Annotated in this window: 37 protein-coding genes; all 37 read left to right on the top strand. The window is 39.8% G+C overall.

Annotated features, from left to right (window positions below):
• The first annotated feature begins 39 nt into the window (after positions 1–39).
• Positions 40–381 (top strand): nucleotide pyrophosphohydrolase, encoded by a 342-nt coding sequence (locus tag EDD66_RS09395; protein ID WP_123609320.1) that lies wholly within the window; start codon positions 40–42, stop codon positions 379–381.
• A 202-nt stretch (positions 382–583) separates the two neighbouring features.
• On the top strand, positions 584–1,906 hold the full coding sequence (locus EDD66_RS09390) for an MrcB family domain-containing protein (protein WP_170164307.1): 1,323 nt from the start codon (positions 584–586) through the stop codon (positions 1,904–1,906).
• A 293-nt stretch (positions 1,907–2,199) separates the two neighbouring features.
• A complete protein-coding gene (locus EDD66_RS18425) occupies positions 2,200–2,352 on the top strand; it encodes a hypothetical protein (RefSeq protein WP_170164306.1) in 153 nt (50 codons plus the stop codon).
• 299 nt (positions 2,353–2,651) lie between these two features.
• Positions 2,652–2,837, top strand: a complete 186-nt coding sequence (locus tag EDD66_RS09385) for a hypothetical protein (protein WP_123609318.1) — start codon at positions 2,652–2,654, stop codon at positions 2,835–2,837.
• 323 nt (positions 2,838–3,160) lie between these two features.
• Positions 3,161–3,664: an RNA polymerase sigma factor gene (locus tag EDD66_RS09380; protein ID WP_123609317.1), complete on the top strand. Its 504-nt coding sequence runs from the start codon at positions 3,161–3,163 to the stop codon at positions 3,662–3,664.
• A 98-nt stretch (positions 3,665–3,762) separates the two neighbouring features.
• Entirely contained in the window at positions 3,763–3,972 is a 210-nt protein-coding gene (locus EDD66_RS09375) for a hypothetical protein (RefSeq protein WP_123609316.1), read from the top strand.
• The gene (locus EDD66_RS09370; protein WP_123609315.1) at positions 3,965–4,282 is read left to right on the top strand and encodes an rRNA biogenesis protein rrp5; all 318 of its coding nucleotides are present in this window, start codon (positions 3,965–3,967) and stop codon (positions 4,280–4,282) included. Before EDD66_RS09375 ends, EDD66_RS09370 begins: the two co-directional genes overlap by 8 nt.
• Positions 4,279–5,406: a DUF2800 domain-containing protein gene (locus tag EDD66_RS09365; RefSeq protein ID WP_123609314.1), complete on the top strand. Its 1,128-nt coding sequence runs from the start codon at positions 4,279–4,281 to the stop codon at positions 5,404–5,406. The genes EDD66_RS09370 and EDD66_RS09365 overlap by 4 nt, the downstream gene beginning before the upstream one ends.
• Positions 5,407–5,408: 2 nt before the next feature.
• Positions 5,409–5,969 carry a DUF2815 family protein gene (locus tag EDD66_RS09360; RefSeq protein ID WP_123609313.1) on the top strand — a complete coding sequence of 187 codons (561 nt, stop codon included), beginning with the start codon at positions 5,409–5,411 and terminating at the stop codon, positions 5,967–5,969.
• Positions 5,966–7,900, top strand: a complete 1,935-nt coding sequence (locus tag EDD66_RS09355) for a DNA polymerase (protein ID WP_123609312.1) — start codon at positions 5,966–5,968, stop codon at positions 7,898–7,900. The genes EDD66_RS09360 and EDD66_RS09355 overlap by 4 nt, the downstream gene beginning before the upstream one ends.
• Before the next feature lie 146 nt (positions 7,901–8,046).
• Positions 8,047–8,466: a DUF7768 domain-containing protein gene (locus EDD66_RS09350; protein ID WP_123609311.1), complete on the top strand. Its 420-nt coding sequence runs from the start codon at positions 8,047–8,049 to the stop codon at positions 8,464–8,466.
• Complete coding sequence (locus EDD66_RS09345; protein WP_123609310.1) at positions 8,463–10,808, top strand: virulence-associated E family protein; 2,346 nt, start codon at positions 8,463–8,465, stop codon at positions 10,806–10,808. The genes EDD66_RS09350 and EDD66_RS09345 overlap by 4 nt, the downstream gene beginning before the upstream one ends.
• A gap of 257 nt (positions 10,809–11,065) precedes the next feature.
• Positions 11,066–11,347, top strand: coding sequence for a VRR-NUC domain-containing protein (locus EDD66_RS09340; RefSeq protein ID WP_123609309.1), 282 nt, complete (start codon positions 11,066–11,068; stop codon positions 11,345–11,347).
• Complete coding sequence (locus EDD66_RS09335; RefSeq protein ID WP_123609308.1) at positions 11,328–12,677, top strand: SNF2-related protein; 1,350 nt, start codon at positions 11,328–11,330, stop codon at positions 12,675–12,677. Before EDD66_RS09340 ends, EDD66_RS09335 begins: the two co-directional genes overlap by 20 nt.
• 4 nt (positions 12,678–12,681) lie before the next feature.
• Positions 12,682–13,140, top strand: coding sequence for a hypothetical protein (locus EDD66_RS09330; RefSeq protein WP_123609307.1), 459 nt, complete (start codon positions 12,682–12,684; stop codon positions 13,138–13,140).
• A 119-nt stretch (positions 13,141–13,259) separates the two neighbouring features.
• Positions 13,260–13,619 carry an HNH endonuclease gene (locus tag EDD66_RS09325; RefSeq protein WP_123609306.1) on the top strand — a complete coding sequence of 120 codons (360 nt, stop codon included), beginning with the start codon at positions 13,260–13,262 and terminating at the stop codon, positions 13,617–13,619.
• 111 nt (positions 13,620–13,730) lie between these two features.
• Complete coding sequence (locus tag EDD66_RS09320; protein ID WP_123609305.1) at positions 13,731–14,282, top strand: P27 family phage terminase small subunit; 552 nt, start codon at positions 13,731–13,733, stop codon at positions 14,280–14,282.
• Between the two features lie 18 nt (positions 14,283–14,300).
• Complete coding sequence (gene metK, locus EDD66_RS09315) at positions 14,301–15,467, top strand: methionine adenosyltransferase (RefSeq protein WP_148053941.1); 1,167 nt, start codon at positions 14,301–14,303, stop codon at positions 15,465–15,467.
• Entirely contained in the window at positions 15,457–16,704 is a 1,248-nt protein-coding gene (locus EDD66_RS09310) for a site-specific DNA-methyltransferase (protein WP_123609303.1), read from the top strand. The genes metK and EDD66_RS09310 overlap by 11 nt, the downstream gene beginning before the upstream one ends.
• A gap of 86 nt (positions 16,705–16,790) precedes the next feature.
• Complete coding sequence (locus tag EDD66_RS09305; protein ID WP_123609302.1) at positions 16,791–17,483, top strand: virulence protein; 693 nt, start codon at positions 16,791–16,793, stop codon at positions 17,481–17,483.
• Between the two features lie 17 nt (positions 17,484–17,500).
• Positions 17,501–17,707: a DUF4314 domain-containing protein gene (locus EDD66_RS09300; protein ID WP_408632107.1), complete on the top strand. Its 207-nt coding sequence runs from the start codon at positions 17,501–17,503 to the stop codon at positions 17,705–17,707.
• A gap of 30 nt (positions 17,708–17,737) precedes the next feature.
• Positions 17,738–17,917: a DUF5049 domain-containing protein gene (locus tag EDD66_RS09295; RefSeq protein ID WP_123609300.1), complete on the top strand. Its 180-nt coding sequence runs from the start codon at positions 17,738–17,740 to the stop codon at positions 17,915–17,917.
• A gap of 3 nt (positions 17,918–17,920) precedes the next feature.
• On the top strand, positions 17,921–18,145 hold the full coding sequence (locus EDD66_RS09290; protein WP_123609299.1) for a DUF7678 domain-containing protein: 225 nt from the start codon (positions 17,921–17,923) through the stop codon (positions 18,143–18,145).
• Between the two features lie 106 nt (positions 18,146–18,251).
• On the top strand, positions 18,252–19,850 hold the full coding sequence (locus tag EDD66_RS09285) for a terminase large subunit (RefSeq protein ID WP_207667776.1): 1,599 nt from the start codon (positions 18,252–18,254) through the stop codon (positions 19,848–19,850).
• A gap of 106 nt (positions 19,851–19,956) precedes the next feature.
• Entirely contained in the window at positions 19,957–20,316 is a 360-nt protein-coding gene (locus tag EDD66_RS09280) for a DUF1413 domain-containing protein (RefSeq protein ID WP_123609297.1), read from the top strand.
• A complete protein-coding gene (locus EDD66_RS09275) occupies positions 20,316–20,690 on the top strand; it encodes a hypothetical protein (RefSeq protein WP_123609296.1) in 375 nt (124 codons plus the stop codon). The genes EDD66_RS09280 and EDD66_RS09275 overlap by 1 nt, the downstream gene beginning before the upstream one ends.
• A gap of 72 nt (positions 20,691–20,762) precedes the next feature.
• On the top strand, positions 20,763–22,043 hold the full coding sequence (locus tag EDD66_RS09270) for a phage portal protein (protein ID WP_123609295.1): 1,281 nt from the start codon (positions 20,763–20,765) through the stop codon (positions 22,041–22,043).
• Positions 22,015–22,695 carry a head maturation protease, ClpP-related gene (locus EDD66_RS09265; protein WP_123609294.1) on the top strand — a complete coding sequence of 227 codons (681 nt, stop codon included), beginning with the start codon at positions 22,015–22,017 and terminating at the stop codon, positions 22,693–22,695. The genes EDD66_RS09270 and EDD66_RS09265 overlap by 29 nt, the downstream gene beginning before the upstream one ends.
• 12 nt (positions 22,696–22,707) lie before the next feature.
• Positions 22,708–23,907, top strand: coding sequence for a phage major capsid protein (locus EDD66_RS09260; RefSeq protein ID WP_123609293.1), 1,200 nt, complete (start codon positions 22,708–22,710; stop codon positions 23,905–23,907).
• Positions 23,908–23,923: 16 nt separating this feature from the next.
• Positions 23,924–24,142: a Head fiber protein gene (locus EDD66_RS09255; protein WP_123609292.1), complete on the top strand. Its 219-nt coding sequence runs from the start codon at positions 23,924–23,926 to the stop codon at positions 24,140–24,142.
• 14 nt (positions 24,143–24,156) lie between these two features.
• The gene (locus tag EDD66_RS09250) at positions 24,157–24,468 is read left to right on the top strand and encodes a head-tail connector protein (protein WP_123609548.1); all 312 of its coding nucleotides are present in this window, start codon (positions 24,157–24,159) and stop codon (positions 24,466–24,468) included.
• Positions 24,469–24,471: 3 nt separating this feature from the next.
• A complete protein-coding gene (locus EDD66_RS09245; protein WP_123609291.1) occupies positions 24,472–24,807 on the top strand; it encodes a phage head closure protein in 336 nt (111 codons plus the stop codon).
• Positions 24,800–25,231: an HK97 gp10 family phage protein gene (locus EDD66_RS09240; protein ID WP_123609290.1), complete on the top strand. Its 432-nt coding sequence runs from the start codon at positions 24,800–24,802 to the stop codon at positions 25,229–25,231. Before EDD66_RS09245 ends, EDD66_RS09240 begins: the two co-directional genes overlap by 8 nt.
• Entirely contained in the window at positions 25,228–25,581 is a 354-nt protein-coding gene (locus tag EDD66_RS09235; protein WP_123609289.1) for a hypothetical protein, read from the top strand. The genes EDD66_RS09240 and EDD66_RS09235 overlap by 4 nt, the downstream gene beginning before the upstream one ends.
• A 3-nt stretch (positions 25,582–25,584) precedes the next feature.
• Positions 25,585–26,175 (top strand): major tail protein, encoded by a 591-nt coding sequence (locus tag EDD66_RS09230; protein WP_123609288.1) that lies wholly within the window; start codon positions 25,585–25,587, stop codon positions 26,173–26,175.
• 11 nt (positions 26,176–26,186) lie between these two features.
• Positions 26,187–26,591 carry a hypothetical protein gene (locus EDD66_RS09225; RefSeq protein WP_123609287.1) on the top strand — a complete coding sequence of 135 codons (405 nt, stop codon included), beginning with the start codon at positions 26,187–26,189 and terminating at the stop codon, positions 26,589–26,591.
• 47 nt (positions 26,592–26,638) lie between these two features.
• Positions 26,639–26,779 carry a hypothetical protein gene (locus tag EDD66_RS18420; protein WP_170164305.1) on the top strand — a complete coding sequence of 47 codons (141 nt, stop codon included), beginning with the start codon at positions 26,639–26,641 and terminating at the stop codon, positions 26,777–26,779.
• Positions 26,780–26,784: the final 5 nt, after the last annotated feature.

Below are 26,784 nucleotides of genomic sequence, written 5' to 3'. Positions count from 1 at the left end.
ATATTAATATGTAATAGAAGCAAATGAAAAGAGGTTAACATGAAAAATATTAACGATCAGATTATCGAATTCATCAATGAACGAGACTGGGATCAATTCCATACTCCTAAAAATTTAGCTATTGCAATAGGAGCTGAAGTAGGTGAATTGATGGAGTGTTTTCAGTGGAAGACTGATACTGAATTAGATCGTATAATAGAACAGAAAGATACCGTTAATTTTGCTGACGAAATAGCAGATATCTATATGTATATGATTAGCCTATGCAATAGTATGAATATAGATTTAGAAGAGTCTGTGAGAAACAAGATAGACAAGAATAAAATGAAGTATCCTGTAAGTAAGAGTTATGGAAATGCAAAAAAATATACAGATCTATAGATCTTATTTAACACAGGAAATAAAGAGAACTGAAAGTTGCACATTGCTTTCAGTTTTTTTTATACAATAAATTTTCGAATTTTGAAAACACCGTAAAATTTTAAATAAAACTATTGACACCAGAATATGGATATGCTATATTAAACACAACAAGTAAATGCCCGGGCGTTTTCGGGAATAGAAAAAAGGGGGTATGTCAATTATGGATAATATCGGAACAAAACTTAAAGATATTAGATTATCAAAAGGATTAAGTTTGGCTCAGGTTAGTGAAGCAATGGGATGGCCTATTTCTCGCATTAGCAAGATAGAGAACCAAGCACAAAAACCATTATATTACGATGTACAATTGTTGGCGGAATATTATGCAGTAAATCTATTAAGTTTAGAAGCTAATGATATTAGAAATGCAGTTCGGAGTTCAACGGCTGAGGAGCTTTCTATTAGTGAAAAAATTAGAGAGGCTGCCCAATTGTATAAGAAAGAGCCATTCGCCGGAAGTGTGGTTGGAGATATTATAACTAAAGAAATACCATCAATACTCATTAGACAAGCAAGCCTTAATCAACGCAAATTCCTTGTCACGGGCTCTATTGGTAAAGGTCAATATGCAGAGATCCCGTGGGTGGCAATTTTTAATCGCAGGATAACTGATAGCGCGACATATGGCATATATATTGTTTATTTATTTACCGCTGATATGAAAGGTGTGTATTTAAGCCTAAATCAAGGATTTACTTATTTTAAGGACAAGTTCGGTAATAAGCAAGGAAAAGAAGAAATAAGTAATATGGCAATGTACTTGAGAAAACATACGCCTATACCTATGAGTATGCGAGAATATTCTATTAGTTTAAATTCTACCAAGCAACTTGGAAAAGGCTACGAAGCCGGCCATATTGCAGGCAAGTATTATGATGTTAAAAATTTGCCTAGTGATGAAATAATGATATCAGATTTATTGGAGTTGATAGATGCCTATGATGATATTAATGTACAGATTACCAATAATCGATTGGTTGAACAGTTTTATGATTATATAGTTGAAGCATCAAAAGGTAATGTTGAAGAAGATCAGATAATTGGTACTTCACAAAAAATAGCTATTGAGACAAATATTGAAGATAATCCTGAGCAAAAAAATGAGCCCGTAATTGGCAAGGACGGATTAAAGAGGTATTTAAGGTCTCCTATTAATTCTCAAGTGGCACTACAAAAAGCAAATTTTATGTGTGAATGTGATAACACTCACTACAGTTTTAAAGCTAGAAATTCAGATTATATGTATGTAGAGGCACATCACCTCGTCCCAATTAGTAAAGGGGATCAATTTGGCTATTCACTTGATGTGCCTGCGAACATAATAAGTCTGTGCCCTAACTGCCACCGATGTGTACATCTTGGTGAGGACCAAGAAAAAGAGAATATATTAAGAAAGCTATATGAAGATAGGAAAGACCGACTCGAAAAGGTCCAAATCAATGTAACTTTTGAGCAAATAAAAAAAATATATAATTTAGTTTAAAGGAGGACATGCCTGTGGTAAAAAAAGAAGTTCGTTGTCCAGTCTGTAATAATAAATTAATGTTTGCATATGAAAATGTACAAGGTGCCATAGAGCATAAGTGCATGAAGTGCAAACGAGTAATATTAATTAATTTTACAGAGAATTGTATATCACCTATTATAGCATAAAACTATTAATAGGAAAACAGTATTGACAATAGAACATGTGTTCGATAAACTATAGATAGTTATCTTAGGAATATATATGCTAAACAAACCAAAACAGTATGAAGTAGTATTGGAGGTTGTTAAGTGGAGAAAGTAATACATGTTCATTGCCCAAGCTGTCGCAACAAACGGCTATTTGATCTTGACGAGAATGGAGCTACAGGTATAGTAAGAATCAAGTGTCCGGTTTGCAAGTCTGTAGTTGAAATAAAACTAAATAATATAAAAAGAAATTAAATGTACATACTGAGCAAATAGGAGCACAATAAGTAGCTACCAACGCCTGATGGAAACACAAGTAAGTGTTTTTATTAGGCGTTTTTTGTTACCTAAAAGTTGATGTTATTATTGTTGATCCACCACACAGACTATTAAACAATGGAATGCTGAATATCCGTAGTTTTCAGAAGTGATTAGCTAAAAACTAGACCAATATTCCTATAAATATATCATCAATTTTACGATTAAGTGGGGAGAAATAAAAATTTTATTGATATAAGATAAAAACATCTACATTTTAAAGAGGAGGTAACAGAATGGATATCAAGGGTTTTGTTTACAGATGCACAAAAGATTGTCCATGGAAAAAACACTGTTTTGTAATTAAAACACCCTATGAATTGAAAGAAGAAATGCCTGTCATATATAAGTGTAAAGGTACAGGCAATGAAATTCTGATTCATATTGGGCTAAATATTGGGGGTGGAACACATTACAATTAATTAAATGAGTAGCTTGCAAATAAGCCGCTAAGACGTGCTAAATTGCAGTGCTCTACAAAACGGACATCACCGTAAGTAGACGCTGTAATTTAGTATGTTTTAGTGGCTTTCTTAAATTAAAAAAAATATCAAATGCCTGATTTGCAATAAGGGCAAAGGATACATATTGTTACGCTCTAGTCCCTAGGGACTGTTGCGTTTCAATAGAAGTACCCTTCCCTTGTTGCGTTTATTTTTGACTTGGAGGCTGTGTACTTCATGACACAGACCTATTTTTTGTATCCTTTGCACTCCGCTGAGGGCTGGTGAAAAGGAGCAAAAACATGTCAAGAGAGTACAAAACCAGTAAGAAGAAAAGAACCAACTACATTTATTACACTGCTGAAGGAACAAAGATAGTTATTGTACCAGGAGAAGATGGAGTCACTGAAGCTGATATCGAGCTTCTTCATTCAATCGATGATTGTGAGGTGGACGAACAGCGTCGTTATCATTACAGAGTTACAACCCATCTGGATGCTTACCATGATGGCGAAAATGAAGCGGCGAATGATCGCAATAAATATCTTGCTGATGAAAGCGTAAATCCTGAACAGATTCTTCTTGAAGAGGAGAATGAGGATGAACATCAAGAACTGCTGAGCAAACTTGCTAGGGCTATGGAATGGCTGACATTGGAGGAAAAAGAGTTATTTAAGAAAAAGTACGTTGATAATCGAACAAATGTTGATATGGCTAGTGAAATGGGAGTTTCAGAAACGACGATTCGAAAGCGTTTAAAGAAACTTCAAGGAAAAATTAGAAAACTTATATCGGCGGATGTGTAAAATATTTTCAAAAATCATCCAAAAGGTGGTTCGAATGAATTCTCTTTTTCGCTTATCGGTGGGGGGCAGGATATACTCCCCCAGAAAGGAGACGGAATATGAGCCTTAAACATAAAGTCACTATCAACGTGGCTAAACAGGGCAACGAAAGAGACCAGGTAATCCAGAGCAGTAGGAAAACGATACGAAGCAGAATGCTTGATTTACTATTTGGAAAGAAGGTTAGTCTGTTAGTGATTACGCCTGGTGATTCTGTAGAGACGGTGGAAATCAAAGAAATCAAGGAAGGAGGTGTGGTGCATGAGTAAGATAAAACTACTGCTAGATGTGGTTTCAGATTTAAGATCATTGGCTGACAGTGTGCAGGCAGTAGCTGATGCAATGGCGAGTAATAATTCTGAAGAGAATCCAAAGTCTAGTAAGTCTCAAGCTAAAGAGAAGCCTAATGAAAAGCCAATCACATTAGAAGAGGTAAGGGCGGTACTTGCAGAAAAGAGTCATGACGGATTTACAGCTGAAGTGAGAGGACTTTTAGAAAAGTATGGTGCATCAAAACTCAGTGAAATTGATCCAAGTAAGTATGCTGCACTTCTTACAGATGCGGAGGGATTAAAATGAGTAAACATGCAATTCTCTCTGCATCTGGAGCCCATCGCTGGATGAATTGTACACCTTCAGCCAGATTGGAACTAGAGTTTGATGATAATAGTGGTGAAGCAGCAGCTGAAGGTACTGCCGCACATGCGCTAAGCGAGCATAAGCTTCGAAAAGCACTGAAGATGCGATCAAAAAAGCCAATTTCTCCATATGACTCCGATGAAATGGATAATTACACGGATGGTTATGTGGAGTATGTACTTGAAGTCATTGAGCAAGCAAAGCAGGCATGTAGTGACCCCATGGTTTTAATAGAACAGAGACTTGATTTTTCTAAATATGTACCAGATGCCTATGGCACCGGGGACTGTGTTATTATAGCTGACGGAACTTTACATATCATCGATTTTAAGTATGGTCAGGGTGTTTTAGTCAGTGCAGAAGATAATCCTCAAATGAAGTTATATGCCCTTGGAGCGCTTGATTTATTCGATGGTATTTATGATATTGACACGGTTTCCATGACAATCTATCAACCCCGTCGTGAAAATGTTAGTACAGACACAGTTTCAAAAGATAGCATTTATCAATGGGCAAAAGATGTATTACAATCTAAAGCAGAACTAGCATTCGCAGGTGAGGGGAACTACTGTCCCGGTGAGTGGTGTCAATTTTGTAGAGCAGCGGTGAAATGCAGAGCAAGAGCCGAAGCAAAGAAGAAACTTGCAGCATGCGAGTTTGCTTTACCACCGCTGTTATCAGATGAAGAAATTGCTGAAATTCTCTCATCCATTGGTGATCTTACCAGTTGGGCAAACGAGATTATAGCTTATGCAACAGATGCAGCAGTTAATCATGGAAAGAGGTGGCCAGGTTTTAAAATAGTTGAAGGCCGCTCCAATCGAAAATACACAGATGAAGGAGCAGTTGCAGAAGCGGCTAAGATGGCAGGTTACCGAGATATTTATAAACAGAGTCTTATCACAATTACTGAAATGGAAAAATTGATGGGTAAGTCTAAATTTAATGTAATCCTAGATGGGCTAATCATGAAGCCAACGGGTAAACCGACGCTTGTACCTGTTTCAGATAAGCGTCCTGAAATGAATATATCTTCAGCAAAAAATGATTTTATGGAGGTTTAATTATGTCAAACACAGCAAAAAGAACTATTCCTACGAAAGTAATTACTGGAGTTGTCAGGCTCTCTTATGCAAATGTCTGGGAGCCTAAGTCAATTAATGGCGGTACTGAAAAGTACAGTGTAAGCCTATTAATACCAAAAAGCGATACCAAAACACTAAGTGCTATTAATGAGGCAGTGAATGCTGCTATTGAAGAAGGAAAAGGTAAGTTCGGAGGCAAAATTCCGAATAAGGCTGCACTTAAGCTCCCTTTACGCGATGGCGATATCGATCGTCCAGAGGATGAAGCTTATGCCAATAGCTACTTTATCAATGCCAACAGCATTACTGCTCCTCAGATCGTGGATAAAAATATTAATCCGATTCTCGATCGGTCTGAAATATACTCCGGTGTGTATGCTAGAGTAAGCATCAATTTCTATGCCTTTAATTCTAACGGAAATAAAGGTATAGCATGTGGCCTTGGGAATATTCAAAAAATTCGCGATGGTGAGCCTTTAGGTGGGAGAACCAATGCTTCTGATGACTTTGCCACTGATGTGGATGATGACTTTTTATCATGAGAACCCTTAGCATAGATATAGAAACATATAGCAGTGTAGACCTCGCCAAAAGCGGGGTCTATCGTTATACTGAAGCCCCCGATTTTGAAATCCTTCTATTCGGTTATAGTGTGGATTATGGTCCTGTGAAAGTAATTGATTTAGCCTGTGACGAAAAAATTACAAAAGAAATACAGCATGCTATTTTAGATAACAAGGTGATTAAGTGGGCATTTAATGCACAGTTTGAACGGATTTGCTTGTCTCGTTACTTAGGTATTCATCTTGAACCTAATTCATGGCGCTGCACGATGGTGTGGTCTGCATACCTTGGATTACCTCTATCACTGGAAGGAGCTGCATTTGTAACAGGAGCGGATAAAAAGAAATTAACAGAGGGTAAAGAGCTTATCCGTTATTTCTCTGTTCCTTGCAAACCCACACTATCAAATGGTGGTCGAACAAGAAACTTACCTGAGCATGCTCCAAATAAGTGGTATAGCTTTAAAGCATATAACGTTCGAGACGTTGAAGCAGAGCTTTCCATACAGGCTAAGCTTCAAAAGTTCCCTGTACCTGATCAGGAATGGCAGAACTATATATTGGATCAGCGTATTAATGATCGGGGAATTCAGCTGGATCTGGAGTTGGTACGTCAAGCTATAAAGTGTGATGATAAAGTAAGAGAGAAACTTACCAATAAACTGCAGACTTTAACTGAGCTGGAAAATCCAAACTCAGTGGCTCAGATGAAAACCTGGCTATCTGAACATGGTCTAGAAACGGATAGTCTTGATAAAGCATCCGTTAAAGTGCTATTAAAGGATGCACCTGATCATTTGAGTGAGGTGTTGGAACTAAGGCAACTATTGGCAAAGTCCAGTGTGAAAAAATACATTGCTATGGAAAACGCGGTATGCTCTGATAATAGAGCAAGGGGATTAATTCAATTCTATGGAGCCAATCGAACTGGTAGATTCGCAGGAAGACTGATTCAAGTTCAAAATCTCCCACAGAACCACTTACCGGATCTGGAGCAGGCACGAAGGTTAGTCAGAGATGGTCATTTTGAAGCCTTGGAATTGTTGTACGATTCTGTTCCTGGGGTTTTATCTGAATTGATTCGCACTGCCTTTGTACCTAAAGAAGGATACAAGTTCATCGTTGCTGACTTTAGTGCTATTGAAGCTAGAGTTATTGCCTGGCTTGCAGGCGAGACTTGGAGAAATGAAGTATTTGCGACTCATGGAAAGATTTATGAAGCGTCTGCCTCTCAAATGTTTCGAGTTCCCTTAGAGGAAGTTACAAAAGGAAGCCCACTTAGACAAAAGGGAAAAATCGCAGAATTAGCTTTAGGTTATGGCGGGTCAGTGGGTGCACTAAAGGCAATGGGTGCACTAGATATGGGGCTTACCGAGGAGGAGCTAAAACCGCTGGTGTATACTTGGAGAAATGCAAATCCTAATATTGTTAGACTTTGGTGGGATGTCGATAGCGCTGTTAAAGAAGTTGTAAAAGAAAGAAACAGTAGAGAAACTCATTGTATTCGTTTTGAGTATCGAAGTGGCATGCTATTAGTTTGGCTTCCTTCCGGAAGACAGCTTACCTATGTCAAACCAAGAATGAGTATTAATAGCTTTGGAAGTGAAGCGGTGACGTATGAAGGTGTTGGTGCTACAAAGAAGTGGGAGCGTATTGAAAGCTATGGCCCCAAATTTGTAGAGAATATCGTACAGGCTATTTCAAGAGATCTACTTTGCTATGCCATGCGAAAACTAGATGAATCAGGATTTCAAATTGTTATGCATGTACATGATGAAGCGGTTCTAGAGGTTCCATTAGATGTGTCAGCTCAAGAAGTTTGTAATCTTATGGGGGAGACACCACCTTGGGCTAAAGGACTTTTACTTCGTGCAGATGGTTACGAATGTAATTTTTATAAAAAAGATTAATTTGAGGGGGTTCGAAGCCTCCTCTTTTTTTGCTTATAGCTGAGGGCTAGTTTTATGGCTCTACAACATTTCTGGAGGTCCAATATGAATACCGTTCAATGTAACATACAAATAAAGCAAGAACTCGAAATCGAGGTGATGTAACCATGGATAAATATAACGCAGAAGGTTACCCAGATCCAACAGCAGCTGAAGCTATAGAAAATGTTATGCGTGATGAAAGGGCAAAAACCTATAAGCCCTGTGTCTTTATCTGCTCACCCTTTGCGGGAGATACACTAAGAAATTTAAAGAAAGCCAGAGAGTATCTATTATTTGCAGTGGAGCAAGGAACCATTCCTTTTGCACCCCACCTGTTATACCCACAAGTGTTGGATGATAGTGACCCAGAACAAAGAAAGCTAGGACAATTCTTCGGAATGGTTTGGCTTAGGAAATGTGATGAGTTATGGGTGTTTGGTGGATACATATCAAAAGGAATGCAAGTAGAAATTGATAAAGCATTAAAGCATCGTATCCCTATTCGTTATTTCAACGAAAACTGCAAGGAGGTGCAGCAGATATGATGATAGCGGTTGGTAACAGCCGAATGGATAAAAAGTGGAAGAACAAAGATATCACATGGGGAGATTTTGTTACTCGAGTGGGGTCCACCATAAGAACAACCGAAACTGTCGCTGAATTCCGGAAAATGAGTCGAGCTTTACAAGACTCGATAAAAGATGTCGGTGGTTTTGTGGGAGGTGCACTTCGTGAAGGCAAGCGTAGAAACGGTTATGTTCTTACCCGTTCCCTTCTCACACTAGATATGGATTATGCAAAACCAGGAATCTGGGATCAGATTGAATCACTTCATGATTTTAAATGCTGCATCTATTCCACCCATAAACACACACCAGAAGCACCGAGACTAAGACTTATTATACCTCTAAAACGAGAAGTAAAGGAAGATGAATACCCGGCACTTGGCCGTATGGTGGCAAAAGAGATCGGTATTGATTTGTTTGATGATACTACCTACGAACCATCGAGGTTAATGTACTGGCCATCGACTCCGGCAGATGGTGAATTTGTATTTAAAGAAAAAGAGGGGGAATTATTAGATCCTGATTTCTATCTTTCCAAATATGTAGATTGGCGGGACACTTCCATGTGGCCGGTTTCCTCAAGACAATCAGAGGTAGTACAAAGAAGGCTAACAACGCAAGCAGATCCATTAGGTAAAGAGGGTGTTGTCGGAGCATTTTGCAGAGCATACACCGTGGAAGAAGCCATCAATACATTCTTATCGGATATATATGAGCCAAGTGCAATGAATGGCCGGTTCGATTATATTCCTGCAGATTCTTCGGCAGGTTTAGTGATTTACGATGGAAAATTTGCCTATAGCCATCATGCTACCGACCCAGCGTGCGGTATGCTGCTGAACGCTTTTGATTTAGTTCGAGTGCATAAATATCGTGACCTAGATGAAAAAATAGCTGAAAACACACAGCCAAGTAAGCTACCTTCTTTTAAAGCCATGACTGATTTAGCTTTGAAGGATGAAAGAGTAAAAGAACAGTTTGCTGAAGAGAGAAAGGCTCAAGCGGAAAGCGAGTTTACTTATGAAGATTGGGAAAAGCTGCTTGAACTTGATAAGACAGGTGCTGTTAAAAACACACTAAGAAATTTAATCTTAATACTTGAAAATGACCCAAATTTAAAGGGTATTGTCTTTAATCAACTATCAGACAGCCTTGAAATAAAAGGTGATGTGCCTTGGTCGCATCCATCTAAGTTTTGGAGAGATGCAGATGACGCACAGTTGATCAGCTATGTTGACACTCACTTCGGAACGTTCTCTGCAAGAAACTATGATGTGGCAGTAGCAAAAGTAGCCGACGATCGTTCCTATCATCCAATTCGTGAGTTTATAGAAGCCCTCCCTGAGTGGGATAAGGTGGAGAGAGTAGATACCTTGCTCATTGATTATTTAGGTGCCTCAGATAATCCTTATGTAAGGGCTGTTACTAGAAAAACACTGTGTGCAGCTATTGCGCGTGTGCTTACCCCAGGTATTAAGTTTGATTCGATGCTGGTCCTAAATGGGCCACAAGGCGTCGGTAAAAGTACTCTTATTGCTAAATTAGGTGGTGATTGGTTTTCCGATAGTTTAAGCTTATCGGATACCAAAGACAAGACAGCTGCAGAAAAGCTACAGGGGTATTGGATCTTAGAGATTGGAGAATTAGCTGGGTTAAAAAAGGCAGAAGTTGAAACACTTCGTAGTTTCTTAACTCGTCAGAATGATATCTACAGAGCGAGCTTTGGAAGAAGAGCCACTCCTCATTTAAGGCAGTGTGTCTTTTTTGGTACCACAAATGCAGAAAAAGGATACCTAAGAGATACCACGGGAAACAGGCGTTTCTGGCCGGTAAAGACTCCAGGTAATGGAGTAAAACAATCATGGCAATTACAAAAGGATGAAATTTTGCAAATATGGGCTGAGGCTCTAACTTATGTGAAAGCTGGAGAGAAACTGTATCTTGATACCAGCTTAGAGAAGCTTGCAAAGGAAGAACAAAGGGAAGCAATGGAATCAGATGAACGTGAAGGTTTAGTTAGAGAGTATCTTGATATGCTCTTACCGGATGACTGGGATACTATGGATATATATGAGCGTAGAGCTTTTATCAATGGTTCTGAGTTTGGCGAGAGCAAGCGGGTTGGCGCTTGGAAACGTGAATCTGTTTCGAACATGGAGATTTGGTGTGAGTGCTTTGGTAAGGATCGTGCTAACCTTCGTAGAGTGGATGGAAATGAAATATCTACGATTATGGCTAGCATTGGAGGATGGACAGGACTTGTAAAAAAAGAACGACTTCCAATCTATGGACCACAATGGGTTTATGTTCCAAAAGCATGATTTGTTTTGGAACACATGGAACAGATTTTTCTTGGGAACAGATTTCGCTTGTTCCGGTGAAACAAAAACTATAGTTTGGAACATACCATCGGAACAGGCGGCAGCCCCTAGTAAATTAGGCTACTTAGTAGTCTGTGTTCCATTGTTCCAAAAAATATTATTAAAAATAATATAAAAGTCAAATAGATGAAAATATATGTAAACGCGTATATTCGCGCGTATAGAGACTTTTTGGAATATGGGAACATGGAGGATATATGAGAGAAAAACAGATTGAACAACAATTGGTAAAGGCAGTGAAAGACATAAATGGATTTGCGTTAAAACTTGTATCACCTGGTTTTGATGGAATGCCAGACCGAATGATTCTTTTACCGAATAGAAAAATAGCTTTTGTAGAAGTAAAAGCTCCTGGTAAAATGCTAAGACCTTTACAGGAAAAGAGAAAAAGACAGTTAGAATCACTTGGGTTTTTGGTATTTTGCTTAGATCATATAGATGAGATTGGAGGGATACTTCGTGAAATACAAGCCTCATGAATATCAGGTTTATGCCACTGAGTATATCCTCACCCATCCTATAGCAGCAGTACTTTTAGATATGGGGCTTGGTAAAAGTATTATAACCTTAAACGCTATTTTTGATTTGACTCTTGATGGCTTCCTTATCCGAAAAGTACTGGTAATTGCTCCTCTACGAGTAGCAAGAGATACATGGCCAGCAGAGATTGAAAAGTGGGATCACCTTAAGGGATTAAAATACACCGTAGCTGTTGGTTCTGAAATTCAAAGAAAAACAGCACTTAGGAAAAGAGCCCAAATTTATATTATTAATCGGGAAAATATCGAATGGCTGATTTCTAAAAGTGGTATTCCCTTTGATTTTGATATGGTAGTAATCGATGAGTTGTCCTCCTTCAAATCACATCAAGCAAAAAGGTTTAGAAGTTTAATTAAAGTAAGACCAAAGGTAAAAAGAATTGTCGGTCTTACCGGAACACCATCCTCCAATGGACTGATGGATTTATGGGCGGAATATCGGCTTTTGGATATGGGACAAAGACTTGGCCGATTTATTGGCAGGTTCAGAGAGGAATATTTCGTAGCAGATAAGCGTAATCAGCAAGTAATTTTTTCTTATAAACCTAAACCGGGAGCAGAGGAAGCCATATACCGTTTAATATCCGATATCACAATTAGCATGAAAGGTTCCGACTATCTTAAGCTACCGGAACTCGTTATCAATGAAGTACAGGTAAAGCTTTCTGAAAAAGAGATGGATACCCTCGATACCATGAAACGGGATTTGATAACAACTGTTAAAGGTGAGGAGATTACTGCATCAAATGCTGCAACGCTTTCCGGTAAACTTCTGCAGATGGCTAATGGTGCAGTCTATGATGATCAAGGTGAAGTAATACATATACATGACCGAAAGCTTGATGCATTAGAGGATCTTATTGAAGGAGCCAATGGGAAACCCGTATTGATAGCTTACTGGTATAAGCATGATTTAGCACGAATACTAAAGCGATTTGATGTTGAAGTTCTATCCAGTAGTGATTCAATAAAGAGATGGAATAATGGTGAAATTACAGTGGCTATTATTCATCCGGCATCAGCTGGACATGGATTAAACTTACAAGCAGGCGGATCAACCCTTGTATGGTTCGGGCTAACTTGGAGCTTAGAACTTTATCAGCAAACCAATGCTCGCCTTTGGAGGCAAGGACAGAAAGATACTGTTATCATTCATCATTTGATTGCTAAAAGCACCATTGATGAGCGTGTCATGAAGGCTCTAAAAGATAAGGATAATACACAGTCTGCGCTGATTAATGCGGTAAAAGCAACACTAAAGGAGGTCTGATGCGATGAACATTGTATGGTATTATTTAGATAAAAAAGCAGCTGCAATAAACGCCTTAAAAGATTTTAGCAGCATGAAATACATCATTGAGCATACAGATGAGGACATTGCTACTTTGAATGATAAAATGAGCTCCCCTACCTCACCGGTTCTAAACGGTATGCCATCAACCCATGATCCTAAAGCAGGAGAGAAAAAGCTAATTGCTTATATAAACGAGATAGATGTATTAAAAGAACGCTACCGCCAAGCATTAGAATACATGGACTGGTTTCAACCGGCGTGGGATGCTTTAACGGATGATGAGCGCTATGTATTAAGGGAGTTCTATTTGAATGATGAACAAAAGCAGACCGATGCAGTTTATAATATTTGTGAGCGCTTTCATATTGAGCGTTCCTCTGCTTATAACAAAAAGAACCGAGCACTTGGTCATCTTGCATTGTTATTGTATGGTAAGTGATGAGTAATATCGTGGACGATTTTCATAATTACTCAGGTTATAATGGTAGTATGAAAAACTGTAGAGAGCCTTTCGTGTAGACCACGAGGGCTTTTTTTATGCGAAAAAGGAGGTGCAATATGCCAAAGAAACCTAAACGACCGTGTTCCTATCCTGGTTGTCCACAGCTGACTGATGGTCGATTTTGTGAGGAGCATGCTAAGAAGGAAGCTGCTCGTTATGAGAAATATGATCGAGATCCAGCAACTAGTAAACGATATGGTCGAGCATGGAAAAGAATACGCGACCGCTACATAGGTGCCCATCCGCTCTGTGAAGAGTGTAAGAAACAAGGAAAGCTGACTCCGGCTTCAGAGGTACATCATATCCTTCCGTTAGCACGAGGAGGAACCCATGATAAAAGTAACTTGATGGCTCTTTGTACACCTTGTCATTCGGCCATCACTGCCAGAGATGGTGATCGTTGGCGTACCCGGTAGGGGGTATCAAATCTCTAAACCCTTTTTAGTGGACAACGGGTGTGGGGTTTCACGCGAAAATTCGCGGTTTCAAACGGGGTAATAGACCCAACAAGGAAAAGAGGTGAAAAGATGGCCAAAGATGGAACAAACCGTGGAGGTGCCCGCATCGGCTCTGGACAGAAAAAGAAGCCACTTGCAGATAAAATTGCAAATGGTAATCCAGGTAAACGAAAACTTGAGGTTGTAGATTTTAGAAATACAGCTGACCTTAAGGGGCAGGAGATGCCACAACCAAGAGCTATGCTATCATCTGTTCAGAAGGATGGTAAGACACTTGTAGCTTCAGAAATTTATGAAATTACATGGAAGTGGCTGGAGGAGCGTAGTTGTGCTCATTTAGTGTTGCCACAACTTTTAGAACGCTATGCCATGAGTGCAGCTCGTTGGATTCAATGCGAGGAGGCTGTGACTGAGTTTGGTTTTCTAGCTAAGCACCCAACCACTGGGAATGCAATTCAAAGTCCTTATGTTGCGATGAGTCAGAATTTTATGAGTCAAACGAATAGGCTTTGGATGGAGATATATCAGATTGTTAGAGAGAATTGTGCGACCGAGTATAGCGGCTCTAATCCACAGGACGATGTCATGGAGCGATTGCTAACTGCACGTAGAGGAAAATAAATGATAAGGAGATGTGTAATGAGTAAAAGATATTTTACAGCAGAAAGTGTGTGTGCTGGGCATCCTGATAAACTATGCGATATTATTGCAGATAGTATTTTAGATACTTGCCTACGTAAAGATAGAGCATCACGTGTGGCTTGTGAGGTTATGGCTACTAAGGGTAAAATTATCGTAGCGGGCGAGATCTCCTGCAGCGAGAAGGTTGATATCCGATATGTTGTTGGAAGTGTACTTAAAAAAGTAGGTTATAACCCAAAAAGGTTTCAAATTTATATATATGTACACAATCAGAGCAAGGATATAGAAGCGGGGGTTAATAAAGCACTTGAAGTTAGAAATGGTATCAATGAACAATACGGTTCAATCGGCGCCGGAGATCAAGGAACTATGTATGGTTATGCAACAAACGAAACTCGTGAGATGCTACCACTTCCCCTTGTGCTTTCTCATAGAATCGTAAAAAGACTTGATGAAGTCCGTAAAGGAAAGCTTATAAAAGGTATTCTTCCCGATGGTAAAGCACTGGTCACAGTAGAATATGATGGGGATATTCCTATAAGGGTAAAAACCATCGTCGTTTCCGTACAACATCGTGAAGATAAAAGTCAGGAAGAACTGGAATCGGATATTCTTAATCAAGTACTATGGCAGTGCTTTGAGGATTTTCCTTTCGATAGTGATACAGAAATTCTTATTAATACATCAGGCAGATTTGTGCTTGGAGGCCCTTCAGCGGATACAGGACTAACCGGTAGAAAGCTGATGGTTGATACCTATGGAGGTCTAGCTTCCCATGGTGGTGGAGCACTTTCCGGGAAAGATCCAACAAAGGTTGATCGAAGCGGTGCTTATATGGCTCGGTATATTGCAAAGCATATCATTTGGTGTGACTTTGCGAAAAGGTGCGAAGTTAGTATATCCTATGCGATTGGTAAAGCAAACCCTGTAGCATTTTCCGTGAATACCTTTAGAACTGGTACAGTATCAGATGAGATCCTTACCTTAGCAGCAAATGATGTTTTCAATTTAAGACCAGCGGCTATCATTGAAAAGCTGCGTCTCAGAAATGTGATTTACTCCGATACAGCGGTTTATGGTCATTTTAATAATTTTATTTTCCCTTGGGAAGATGTTGATAAATACAATGAATTTAAGAAGGCGGTGGAGAAATATGCTGATTGAAAAATTAAGGACTGAATTATTAATCCCTGCCGATTATAACCCAAGAAAGAATTTAAAACCTGGTGATCTAGAGTATGAAAAATTAAAACGTTCTCTCGAAGAGTTCGGTTATGTAGAACCTGTAATATGGAATAAAACAACAGGCCATGTGGTGGGCGGTCATCAGCGTTTGAAGGTACTCCTTAGTATGGGGATTACTGAAGTAGAATGTGTAATCATAGAGATGGATGAAGAAAAAGAGAAGGCTCTTAACATTGCGCTAAATAAAATTAGCGGTGATTGGGATAAGGATAAGTTGGCTCTTCTAATCACCGATCTAAGTGCCGCAGACTTTGATGTATCTTTAACTGGTTTTGATCCAGGAGAGTTGAACGATCTTTTCAAGGATACACTTAAGGACAATATAAAAGAGGATGATTTTGATGTAGACAGCGAGCTGAAAATGCCCGCTGTTTCGCATTTGGGGGATGTTTGGTTACTAGGCCGGCATCGACTGGTCTGTGGGGACAGCACGAAAAAGGAGACCTTTAATATTTTGATGGAAGGTAAAGCAGCAAACCTTGTGGTAACGGATCCACCATACAACGTAAACTACGAAGGCACAGCAGGAAAGATAAAAAATGACAATATGGAAAATGACGTATTTTATCAATTTTTGTTTGATGCATTTAGTAACATAGAACAAGCTTTATCAAAGGATGGAAGCATTTATGTATTTCATGCAGATACGGAAGGTTTGAATTTTAGGAAGGCTTTTATCGATGCTGGCTTCTATCTTTCTGGAACTTGTATTTGGAAGAAGCAATCCCTTGTTCTTGGACGATCTCCATATCAATGGCAACATGAGCCTGTGTTATTTGGTTGGAAAAAGAAAGGTAAACATCTGTGGTACTCAGACCGCAAGCAATCCACCATTTGGGAGTTTGACAAACCAAAAAAGAATGCGGATCATCCGACTATGAAACCTATTGCCTTGCTTGCTTATCCGATTATGAACTCTAGCCTAACCAATAGTATTGTGTTAGATCCGTTTGGTGGATCTGGATCAACGCTAATTGCTTGTGAGCAAACAGATAGAATTAACTACACCATTGAACTTGATGAAAAGTATTGTGATGTTATAGTAAAACGCTACATTGAACAGGTTGGAACGGATGAGAATGTTTTTGTAATCCGGGATAAAGTAAAGATTTCTTATAGCGATTTAACCGAACATTCTTATAGCAAGAATATATAAAATTATGGATTTACAGATGTTTAACTTGCTATTATGTAGCTTTTGAGTGATATATAGTACTACCAAAAAGAAAGGTGGTATTTAGCATGAGAATTAATTTTTACAGATCTTGCACTGAAAGGAAAGCGCTTGTAACTGCGATAGGCGATATACTTGGAATAAAGCCTAAATATAAAGGTGCTCCAACATTTATTTATCAGATAGGTGACTTTGAGATAGATAAGGAGGGGGGGCTTATCTTTGAAGAGGATGTTGTGGGTGCAAAAGCGGCCACACTGCTTGTTGATCTAGAGGAACAAGGATTTGCCTATGAAAAACTAGAAAGCCCGGCACAGAGCGAAATAAGCGGCGGAGACCTACTTGTAATCGAGGTTCCAAAGAAAGGCTTCACTGAGACAGCTTTTACTAACCTGAATAAGATCCTTGAAAGCAAAGGCGGTCTTATTAAAAAAGCTCTTAGCGTGAATGCACTTCCGATTGAAGAAACGGAAGATACACTAAGATTTCCATGGTTTCAACATGAGTCGGATCCTGATAAGGTTAACGCCTATATTCATTTGATTTCAGCTATTTGTAAGATGGCTAGAACGCAGAAAAGAATTACTGCAACAGCTAAGGGAGTAGATAATGAAAAATATGCTTTTCGCTGTTTCCTCCTTCGACTTGGCTTTATAGGTTCAGAATATAAGACTGTGCGAAAAATTTTACTTTCTAAGTTGACTGGGAGCTCTGCTTTCAAAAGTTCTACCGCTAAACATGAGGAGGCAGGGCAGCAATGATAAGAATACATCCAGAAATGTTAAAGACGTTAAAGAATTATTACACACCGGGAACGAGAGTAATTCTTGTCCAAATAAACGATCCGTATACGAAGCTTCAGCCTGGGGATAAAGGAACAGTCTTAGGTGTTGACGACATTGGTACAATTCATGTGAATTGGGACTGTGGTAGTTCTCTCGGAGTAGTATATGGTGAGGACTCTTGTAAGAAAATCGAAGATTAATCAATAGTTGAAGCTTTATAGGAGGTTGGAATGAATAAAAAGATAATGGAACAGATACTTGCCATCCGCGACACAGGCGAAACGAATATGTTTGATGTGCGTAAGGTGCAGGAAATAGCAATGAGAGAAGGGTATGATGAGCTGTTTGTTTACCTTACTGATAACATTGGAGCATATACTCGATTTATTCTGACCGGTGAGGAGAAATAAACCATGTGGAGAGAAGGCAGTATTAAGGTTCATAACAGCATAATCCATTACTGGGTAAAGCATTTTGAAGAGGGATCAATTTTCGGTATTGACGAAGGTCGTATTTCTAAACTAATGCTTGAGCGTAACGGTAAAATTATTGCAAACTATGACAGAGGCTGGGATGTTGAGCCGATTGATGAGGATACAGAAATTGCACTTGCTATCCTTAAGATGGAATATAACTAAACTTTAAAAAGAGAACAGTGCCAATAAAGGCTCTGTTTCTCGTACAGATAGATTGAAAGACTTGCCTGACGCAGGTCTATTTTTATACCCGTAGGAGGTGGCGGCGATACGGAAACTAAAAACATACAAGCCGACCATCTTCAAAGCAGATGGTTCGGTATATGACAGGGATGCGGCTGATACAGCGGTATCCTTTATTAATTGCCTAAAGCACACTAAGGGGGAATGGTACGGACAGTCGTTTGAACTTATTGACTGGCAAGAACAGATTATTCGTGACGTATTTGGAATTATGAAACCCAACGGTTACCGTCAATTTAATACCGCTTATATCGAAATAGCTAAGAAGCAAGGTAAATCAGAACTTGCGGCGGCTGTGGCTTTGCTGCTTACTTGTGGTGATTTTGAGCATGGTGGTGAAGTATATGGCTGTGCATCTGACAGGCAGCAGGCATCGATTGTATTTGATGTAGCAGTCGAAATGGTAGAGCAGTGTCCAGCATTGAAAGCAAGAATAAAGCCTGTACTTTCACAGAAGAGGTTAGTGTATAAGCCACTTGGTAGTTTCTATCAGGTCCTTTCTGCTGAAGCATATACAAAGCACGGACTAAATGTTCATGGCGTAGTATTTGATGAGCTTCATGCCCAACCAAACCGCCAGTTATTTGATGTAATGACTCATGGTTCTGGTGATGCAAGAAAACAGCCATTGTATTTTCTTATTACTACGGCAGGAAATGATACGCACTCGATCTGCTATGAAGTACACCAAAAGGCTAAGGATATCCTGAAAGGGCGAAAGGTTGACCCTACATTCTACCCAGTCATTTATGGAGCCGACGAGGATGATGACTGGACAGATCCAAAAGTATGGGCGAAAGCCAACCCCTCAATGGGTATTACTGTCGATATTGAAAAGATACAAATTGCTTGTGAGAGTGCAAAGCAGAACCCTGCGGAAGAAAACCTATTTAGACAACTTAGACTAAACCAATGGGTGAAACAGTCGGTACGGTGGATGCCTATGGAAAAATGGGATAAATGCTCATTTGCTGTGGATCCTGACAGTCTCAGAGGAAGGCAATGTTATGGGGGCTTGGACTTATCATCTACAACGGATATTACAGCTTTTGTTTTAATCTTCCCGCCAGAATATGAAGAAGATAAATACATCATCTTACCATACTTTTGGATACCGGAAGATAACTTAGACTTAAGAGTGAGGCGAGACCATGTTCCCTATGATGTGTGGGAGAAGCAAGGTTTTTTACACACCACTGAAGGAAACGTGGTGCATTACGGCTTCATTGAAAACTTTATTGAAGAATTGGGATTAAAGTATAACATCAGAGAGATTGCCTTTGACCGTTGGGGAGCAGTGCAAATGACACAGAACCTTGAAAATCTTGGCTTTACTGTGGTTCCTTTCGGCCAAGGCTTTAAAGATATGAGTCCACCTACGAAAGAATTAATGAAGCTTACGTTGGAAGAGAAACTAGCACATAGTGGGCATCCTGTACTTCGATGGATGATGGATAATATATTTATTCGTACCGATCCCGCTGGAAATATTAAGCCGGATAAAGAAAAATCAACTGAAAGAATAGATGGTGCTGTAGCTACTATCATGGCTCTCGACCGAGCAATTCGCGGTGGTGGAGGTGGAACATCAGTTTATGACGGAAGAGGGTTGTTAATATTATAGTTTATATTATTCCTGGTTTTTATTAAAAACCTGTTGACAATACTAACGCTCTGGTTTATAATAATAACCACAAGGTTAATATTATAAATATAGGAGGCGTATTATAATGGCAAGCAAGATAATCCAGATATCATTTAGCGAAGCAGAGTATTCGCATTTGGAATCAAAAGCTGAGGAGGAGGGAATGACCATAGCGCTTTATATCAAAAACAAAGTGCTAGATGATACAGAATTCAAAAAGTGGTTTCGAGAACTCCTTGAAAGAGTGTCACGAATTAAATATGGAACCCCATTCAATATTAAGATGGTATTGTCTACAGATTGGGTAAATATTGAGAGGGGAGTCCGTCTTGCAATGGGGCGTGCTTTTTATAATTATGTTGTTGCAGGCAAAGTTGAGGGTGTTAAACCAACTCAAAAGGATAGTGCCAATGTTCAATGGTATGAAGTAGGAGGGGAAGAATAATGTTATACTCTATAGATTCTGGAAAGTATGTTGAGAAACTCCCACACAAAAAAGAATTTGATGGTTGGATGAAAAACCTGCCGGCTTCAGACTATCAAAATATTATTAATGCCCTTAGCCAAAAGATAGATTCAAGTGATATAAATACATCAAGCTGGATCCCCGGAAATGACTGGTCAGGGACTGTATACCAATCTCTTTATCATGCGTGTGGTAATAACAAAGATGCTTCTGGATTATTTTTTGGACTTATCCTATTTGATCTATTGATGCGTAGAGAAGATGCTGTTTGGGGATTTGGTCGATTTGAAAAGAATGGAGTTCCTATACATGGAACAACCTATTTTATACTTAATAACCCTCCAGCACGATAAACATGATAACTAATAGACCGCTTCTTGGCTGAAGCGGTTTTTTATTACCGATTATTAAGGAGAGTGGTGCATATGGGACTAATATCAAATATATTCAAGGCGCGTGACAAGCCTAAGGACCGAACCTATGGAAGTAACTATAGCTTCTTTTTTGGTGGCACGACAAGTGGAAAGCCAGTGAATGAGCATACAGCATTGCAAATGACTGCGGTTTATTCCTGTGTGAGAATACTGGCAGAGGCTGTAGCAGGGCTTCCACTCCACCTTTATAGATACACTGCAAGCGGTGGTAAGGAGAAAGCTCTCTTACATCCGCTATATTTTTTATTACATGATGAACCAAATCCAGAGATGAGTTCCTTCGTATTCCGTGAGACGATGATGACTCATCTGTTATTATGGGGCAATGCTTATGCTCAAATTATTCGGAATGGTAAAGGTGAGGTAGTTGCACTTTATCCTTTGATGCCTAACCGGATGACTGTTGACCGCGATTCTAATGGTGCTCTTTATTATACTTACACTAGGTATTCGGATGAAGCACCTACGATGAATGGAATAACGGTTACTCTAAAACCAAGAGATGTATTTCATATTCCCGGATTAGGCTTCGATGGGCTTGTTGGCTATTCCCCGATTGCCATGGCTAAAAATGCGATAGGAATGGCGATTGCATGTGAGGAATATGGAGCCAAGTTCTTTGCGAATGGGGCTGCACCAGGAGGGGTATTGGAGCATCCGGGTACAATTAAGGATCCACAAAAAGTAAGAGACAGCTGGAATGCAGCATACCAAGGCAGCAGCAATTCACATCGTGTAGCAGTGCTTGAGGAAGGGATGAAGTATCAGCCTATTGGTATTTCACCAGAACAAGCTCAATTTTTAGAAACAAGAAAATTTCAAATTAATGAAATCGCTCGAATTTTTCGTGTGCCGCCCCATATGGTTGGTGATTTGGAAAAGTCGAGCTTTTCTAATATTGAGCAACAGTCTCTGGAGTTTGTGAAATACACTCTTGATCCCTGGGTAATAAGGTGGGAGCAGGCGATTAGTCGAGCCCTTTTAAATTCTGATGAAAAGAAACTTTATTTTGCTAAGTTCAATGTAGATGGTTTGCTCCGAGGTGATTATGTTTCGAGGATGAATGGTTATGCAACCGCCAGACAGAATGGCTGGATGAGCGCTAATGATATCAGAGAGCTCGAGAACCTTGACCGTATCCCATCAGAGCTTGGCGGAGACTTATACCTGATCAATGGCAATATGACCAAACTCGCGGATGCGGGCATATTTGCAAACAAAGAAGGAATGGAGGAAAAACCGAATGAAGAAGTTTTGGAATTGGGTACGTGATTCAGATACGGAAACACGAACCCTCTACCTAAACGGTGCAATAGCCGAGGAAAGTTGGTTTGAAGATGATGTTACTCCCGCTGCTTTTAGATCAGAACTTATGAGTGGTGAGGGTGATATTGTTGTTTGGATCAATTCGCCTGGTGGTGATTGTATCGCAGCATCACAGATCTATAACATGCTGATGGATTATAAAGGCGATGTCACAGTAAAGATTGATGGCATTGCAGCATCAGCTGCGTCAGTTATTGCGATGGCGGGCACGGAAGTTTTAATGTCCCCAACCTCGCTAATGATGATCCATAACCCTTTTACAATAGCCATCGGAGACAGTGAAGAGATGCAAAAGGCTATCGCCATGCTGGATGAAGTGAAAGAGAGCATTATCAATGCTTATGAAATTAAAACCGGCTTATCCAGAACAAGATTATCACATTTGATGGACGCAGAAACTTGGCTAAATGCAAATAAGGCAGTAGAGCTTGGATTTGCAGATGACATCATGTTTAGGCCAGGAGAAAGTACACTTCAAGACAGCTTTGTATTTAGCAGAAGAGCAGTGACCAATTCATTAATGAATAAGCTTAAAAAACCAGTTGTAACACAGTCAATCGAGCCGCTTTATGAACGGCTTAATTTATTGAAATATTAGGAGGAAATGATTATGAGTATAATTCTTGAACTGCGTGAAAAGCGCGCAAAAGCATGGGCAGCAGCAAAGGCATTTCTTGACTCAAAACGTGGCAGTGACGGACTTGTATCTGCAGAAGTTGCTGCAACCTATGAAAAAATGGAAGAAGATGTTATTAATCTAGGTAAGGAAATCGCAAGACTAGAACGCCAAGAGGCCCTTGAAGCAGAGTTGAATAAGCCTGTAAATATGCCTCTTACTGGAAAGCCTGCAATTCCGGGATTGGATACAAAGACTGGAAGAGCTAGTGATGAGTATAGAAAGGCCTTCTGGAATGTAATGCGTAGCAAAAATCCTCGTCATGATGTACTAAATGCACTCTCTGTTGGCACTGATTCCGAAGGAGGATATTTAGTACCTGATGAATTCGAGCGTACCTTAGTTCAAACTCTTGAGGATGAGAATGTATTTAGACAGCTTGCTAAAATAATTCAAACTTCAAGTGGTGATCGTAAGATCCCTGTGGTTGTGACGAAAGGAACTGCAGCATGGCTTGATGAGGGCGAGGAATTTGATGAGAACGATTCTGTATTTGGACAGACATCGATTGGTGCCTATAAACTTGGTACTATGATTAAAGTTTCAGATGAGCTTCTTAACGATAGTGTTTTTGATCTTGAAAACTATATCTCCACTGAGTTTGCCCGTAGAATTGGTGCAAAGGAAGAAGAAGCATTCCTAGTTGGAGACGCCGATGGTAAGCCAACTGGAATTTTCAACAACACAGGTGGTGCTCAGCTAGGAATTACTACTGGTTCAGCTACTGCTATTACTGCAGATGAAATTATCGATCTTGTCTATTCACTAAAAGCGGCTTATAGAAAAAATGCTGTATTCTTGATGAATGATGCTACGGTTAAAGCAATTCGTAAACTGAAGGATGGACAGGGTCAGTATCTATGGCAGCCTTCTCTTTCAGCTGACACACCGGATACCTTATTAAATTACCCGGTTTATACTTCCGCTTTTGCACCGATTATTGAAGCTGGAGCAAAGACAATCGCTTTTGGTGATTTCAAATACTACTGGATTGCAGATCGCCAGGGGCGTTCATTCAAGCGTCTAAATGAGCTATTTGCAACTACAGGTCAAGTTGGTTTCTTGGCTAGTCAGCGTGTCGATGGTAAGTTAATTCTACCGGAAGCTATTAAAGTTCTTCAGCAGAAGGCTTAATAGGAGGTGTAAAATCATGAGCTATAATACAAAGAACTACACTGAACAAGGTGGTGAAAAGACCGTTATTGGAGGAGTCTTAGAAATCAAAGAGGAAGCCACAGTAATAGGCCTTCCTGTTCTTGATAATCAACCAGAGAGTACTGCAGAAACCGTTGAAGCTTTGGTAACGGACTTTAATGCTCTTCTAACTAAGCTAAAGTTTACAGGGTATATGACTGCAGATGAAGAGTAAGGATGGTGGTTGTGATGAATACACTTCTTGAAAAAGTGAAAGCTAATTTGATTCTTTCTCACAATGAGGACGATATTCTTCTGCAAGGTTACATTACTGCAGCTGTATCCTATGCAGAAAGCTACCAGCACCTTAAAGAAGGACACTATTCCAATAACATCATGCCACCAACCACCGAGCAAGCCGTCATTATGTTATCATCCCACTTCTATGAAAGTCGGGATGGAAGCACTGGCGGCTTTTTCTCTGATAATGTTCAAGCAGGACAGCAAGTATGGAATACGGTTAATTTGCTACTTCGTATTGATCGTGATTGGAAGGTGTAATTTATGAGTTTAGGAAAAATGAATACCTTTATTGAAATCATATCCGTTGAAACAATCAAGGATAGTGAAGGATTCGGTACGGTCAAAGATACAATTCTCGCTTCTTTGAGGGCATACAAGGAAGTACAGCATGGTAGTGAAAAATGGGCGAATAGGGCGGCGTTTTCTGAAGCTACCGCCTTGTTTCGTTTTCGCAAAATACCTGAAATAGAGGTATCTACCGAGATGGTCATTGTTACTGACGACGGACGTTATGAAATTACAAGTGTTGAGGATATAAAGGGACGAGGGATGTATATTGAGGTATTAGCAAAAAGGGTGGTGGCTTCCAGTGGCTAAGGCCGATGTTAAGTTGCCGGAGGATTTTCTTTTGAAACTTTCTAGACTCGGTGATAAAACGGATGAAATAATTCCCAAGGTGCTAGAAACAGGCGGTGAGATTGTTTTATCAAAGGTTAAGTCAAATTTACAATCAGTTATCGGTAGTAGAACAAAAGTAGAGAGCCGATCCACCGGGGAGCTTATATCCGCTTTAGGTGTTTCGCCTGCCAAGCAGGATAGAAACGGTAATTTCAATGTGAAGGTTGGGTTTAACGAGCCACGTAGGAACGGTGAAAGTAATGCTAAAATTGCTAATATCATCGAATACGGGAAGTCTGGTCAACCACCAAAGCCATTTTTAAAGCCTGCGAGATCATCTTCAAGAAGAGCGTGTATTGAGGCTATGAAACAAAGATTTGAGCAGGAGGTGGAAAATATATGAGTATTTTGGCGGAGCTTAAGCATATTTCAGAGTTATGTGAAATTCCAGTCGAGACAGGAGTATTTTCAGGTGTGCCTCCTGATATCTATCTTGTGATTACACCTCTGATTGATCTATTTGAAGTTCATGCTGATAATAGACCTGGTTATGAGATGCAAGAAGCCCGACTATCCTTATTTGTTAAAGGAAGTTATACAACTGCGAAAAATCTAATTGTTCATACTCTCCTTGGTGCTGATTTTACTATTACTGATCGCCGGTACATAGGTCATGAGGACGATACTGAATATCACCATTATGCTATAGATGTGGCAAAACTATATGAATTTCAATTGGAAACGGAGGAATAAGATATGGCAACGATCGGTCTTGATAGACTGTACTATTCAAAGATAACTGAAGATGCAAATGGCGAGGAAACCTATGCTGTACCTACAGTGCTTGCAAAAGCAATCACAGCCGAGCTCTCGGTGGAACTGGTAGAAGCAATTCTGTATGCAGATGATGGTGCCGCCGAAGTCGTTAAGGACTTTAACAGCGGTACGCTTACTCTTGGTGTTGATGACATTGGCCCTACAGTGGCAGCAGATTTAACTGGTGCAACTACAGATGACAATGGGGTATTAATCTCCGCAAGCGAGAACGTGGGGACCCCTGTTGCTGTGGGATTTCGTGCGCAAAAGGCCAATGGGACATATCGATATTTCTGGCTGTATCGTGTGAAGTTCGGTTTACCCGCAACCAACTTGCAGACAAAGGCGGATTCTATCACATTCTCTACACCTACTATTGAGGGAACGGTTATGCGAAGAAATAAGCTGGACGGCATGGGTAAACATCCATGGAAAGCGGAGGTTACAGAAGGCGATCCAGGCGTTACGGCATCCACTATTACGGAATGGTTTACTGAAGTTTACGAACCGGTCTACACTCCAGAAGAATAGGAGGAGAATAGATGGATAATGAGAGAAGTGCGGTTATTAATATTGGGGGGAGAGATTTTGAATTAATACTCACCACACGCGCCACAAAAGCAATAGCAAATCGTTATGGTGGACTTGAAAATCTCGGTGAAAAGCTGATGAAGTCAGAGAACTTTGAGATGGCACTGGAAGAGATTATATGGCTGATCACACTACTTGCAAATCAGTCTATCTTAATTCAAAATCTAAGAAACAAAAACTCACCAGAAGCATTGTTAACCGAGGAAGAGGTAGAACTTTTAACTACTCCATATGATTTAGCAGCATATAAAAACGCAATCACAGAAGCTATGTTTAAAGGTACGAAACGAAATGTAGAGAGTGAAGAAGATAACGTCACTGGGGGTGTCGCATCAAAAAACGTGGAAGTCGGGTAACGGACGCTGAAGTCTTTACCCGGCTATTCTATTATGGAACAGTTCAAATGGGCATGGATGCAGAGGAGTTCTGGCTTATGCCAATAGGGCTGTTTTTTGATTTATGGACCTGCCATAAGCAATGGCATGGTATAGAGAAATCAAAAAGAACTCGAACAATTGATGATATTATCCCACCGGGTATATAGGAGGT

The organism is Mobilisporobacter senegalensis (assembly GCF_003752155.1).
Taxonomy (GTDB): Bacteria; Bacillota; Clostridia; order Lachnospirales; family Lachnospiraceae; genus Mobilisporobacter; species Mobilisporobacter senegalensis.
Note: the sequence above shows the minus strand (reverse complement) of the source record. Positions and strands in the feature narration are given on the sequence as shown.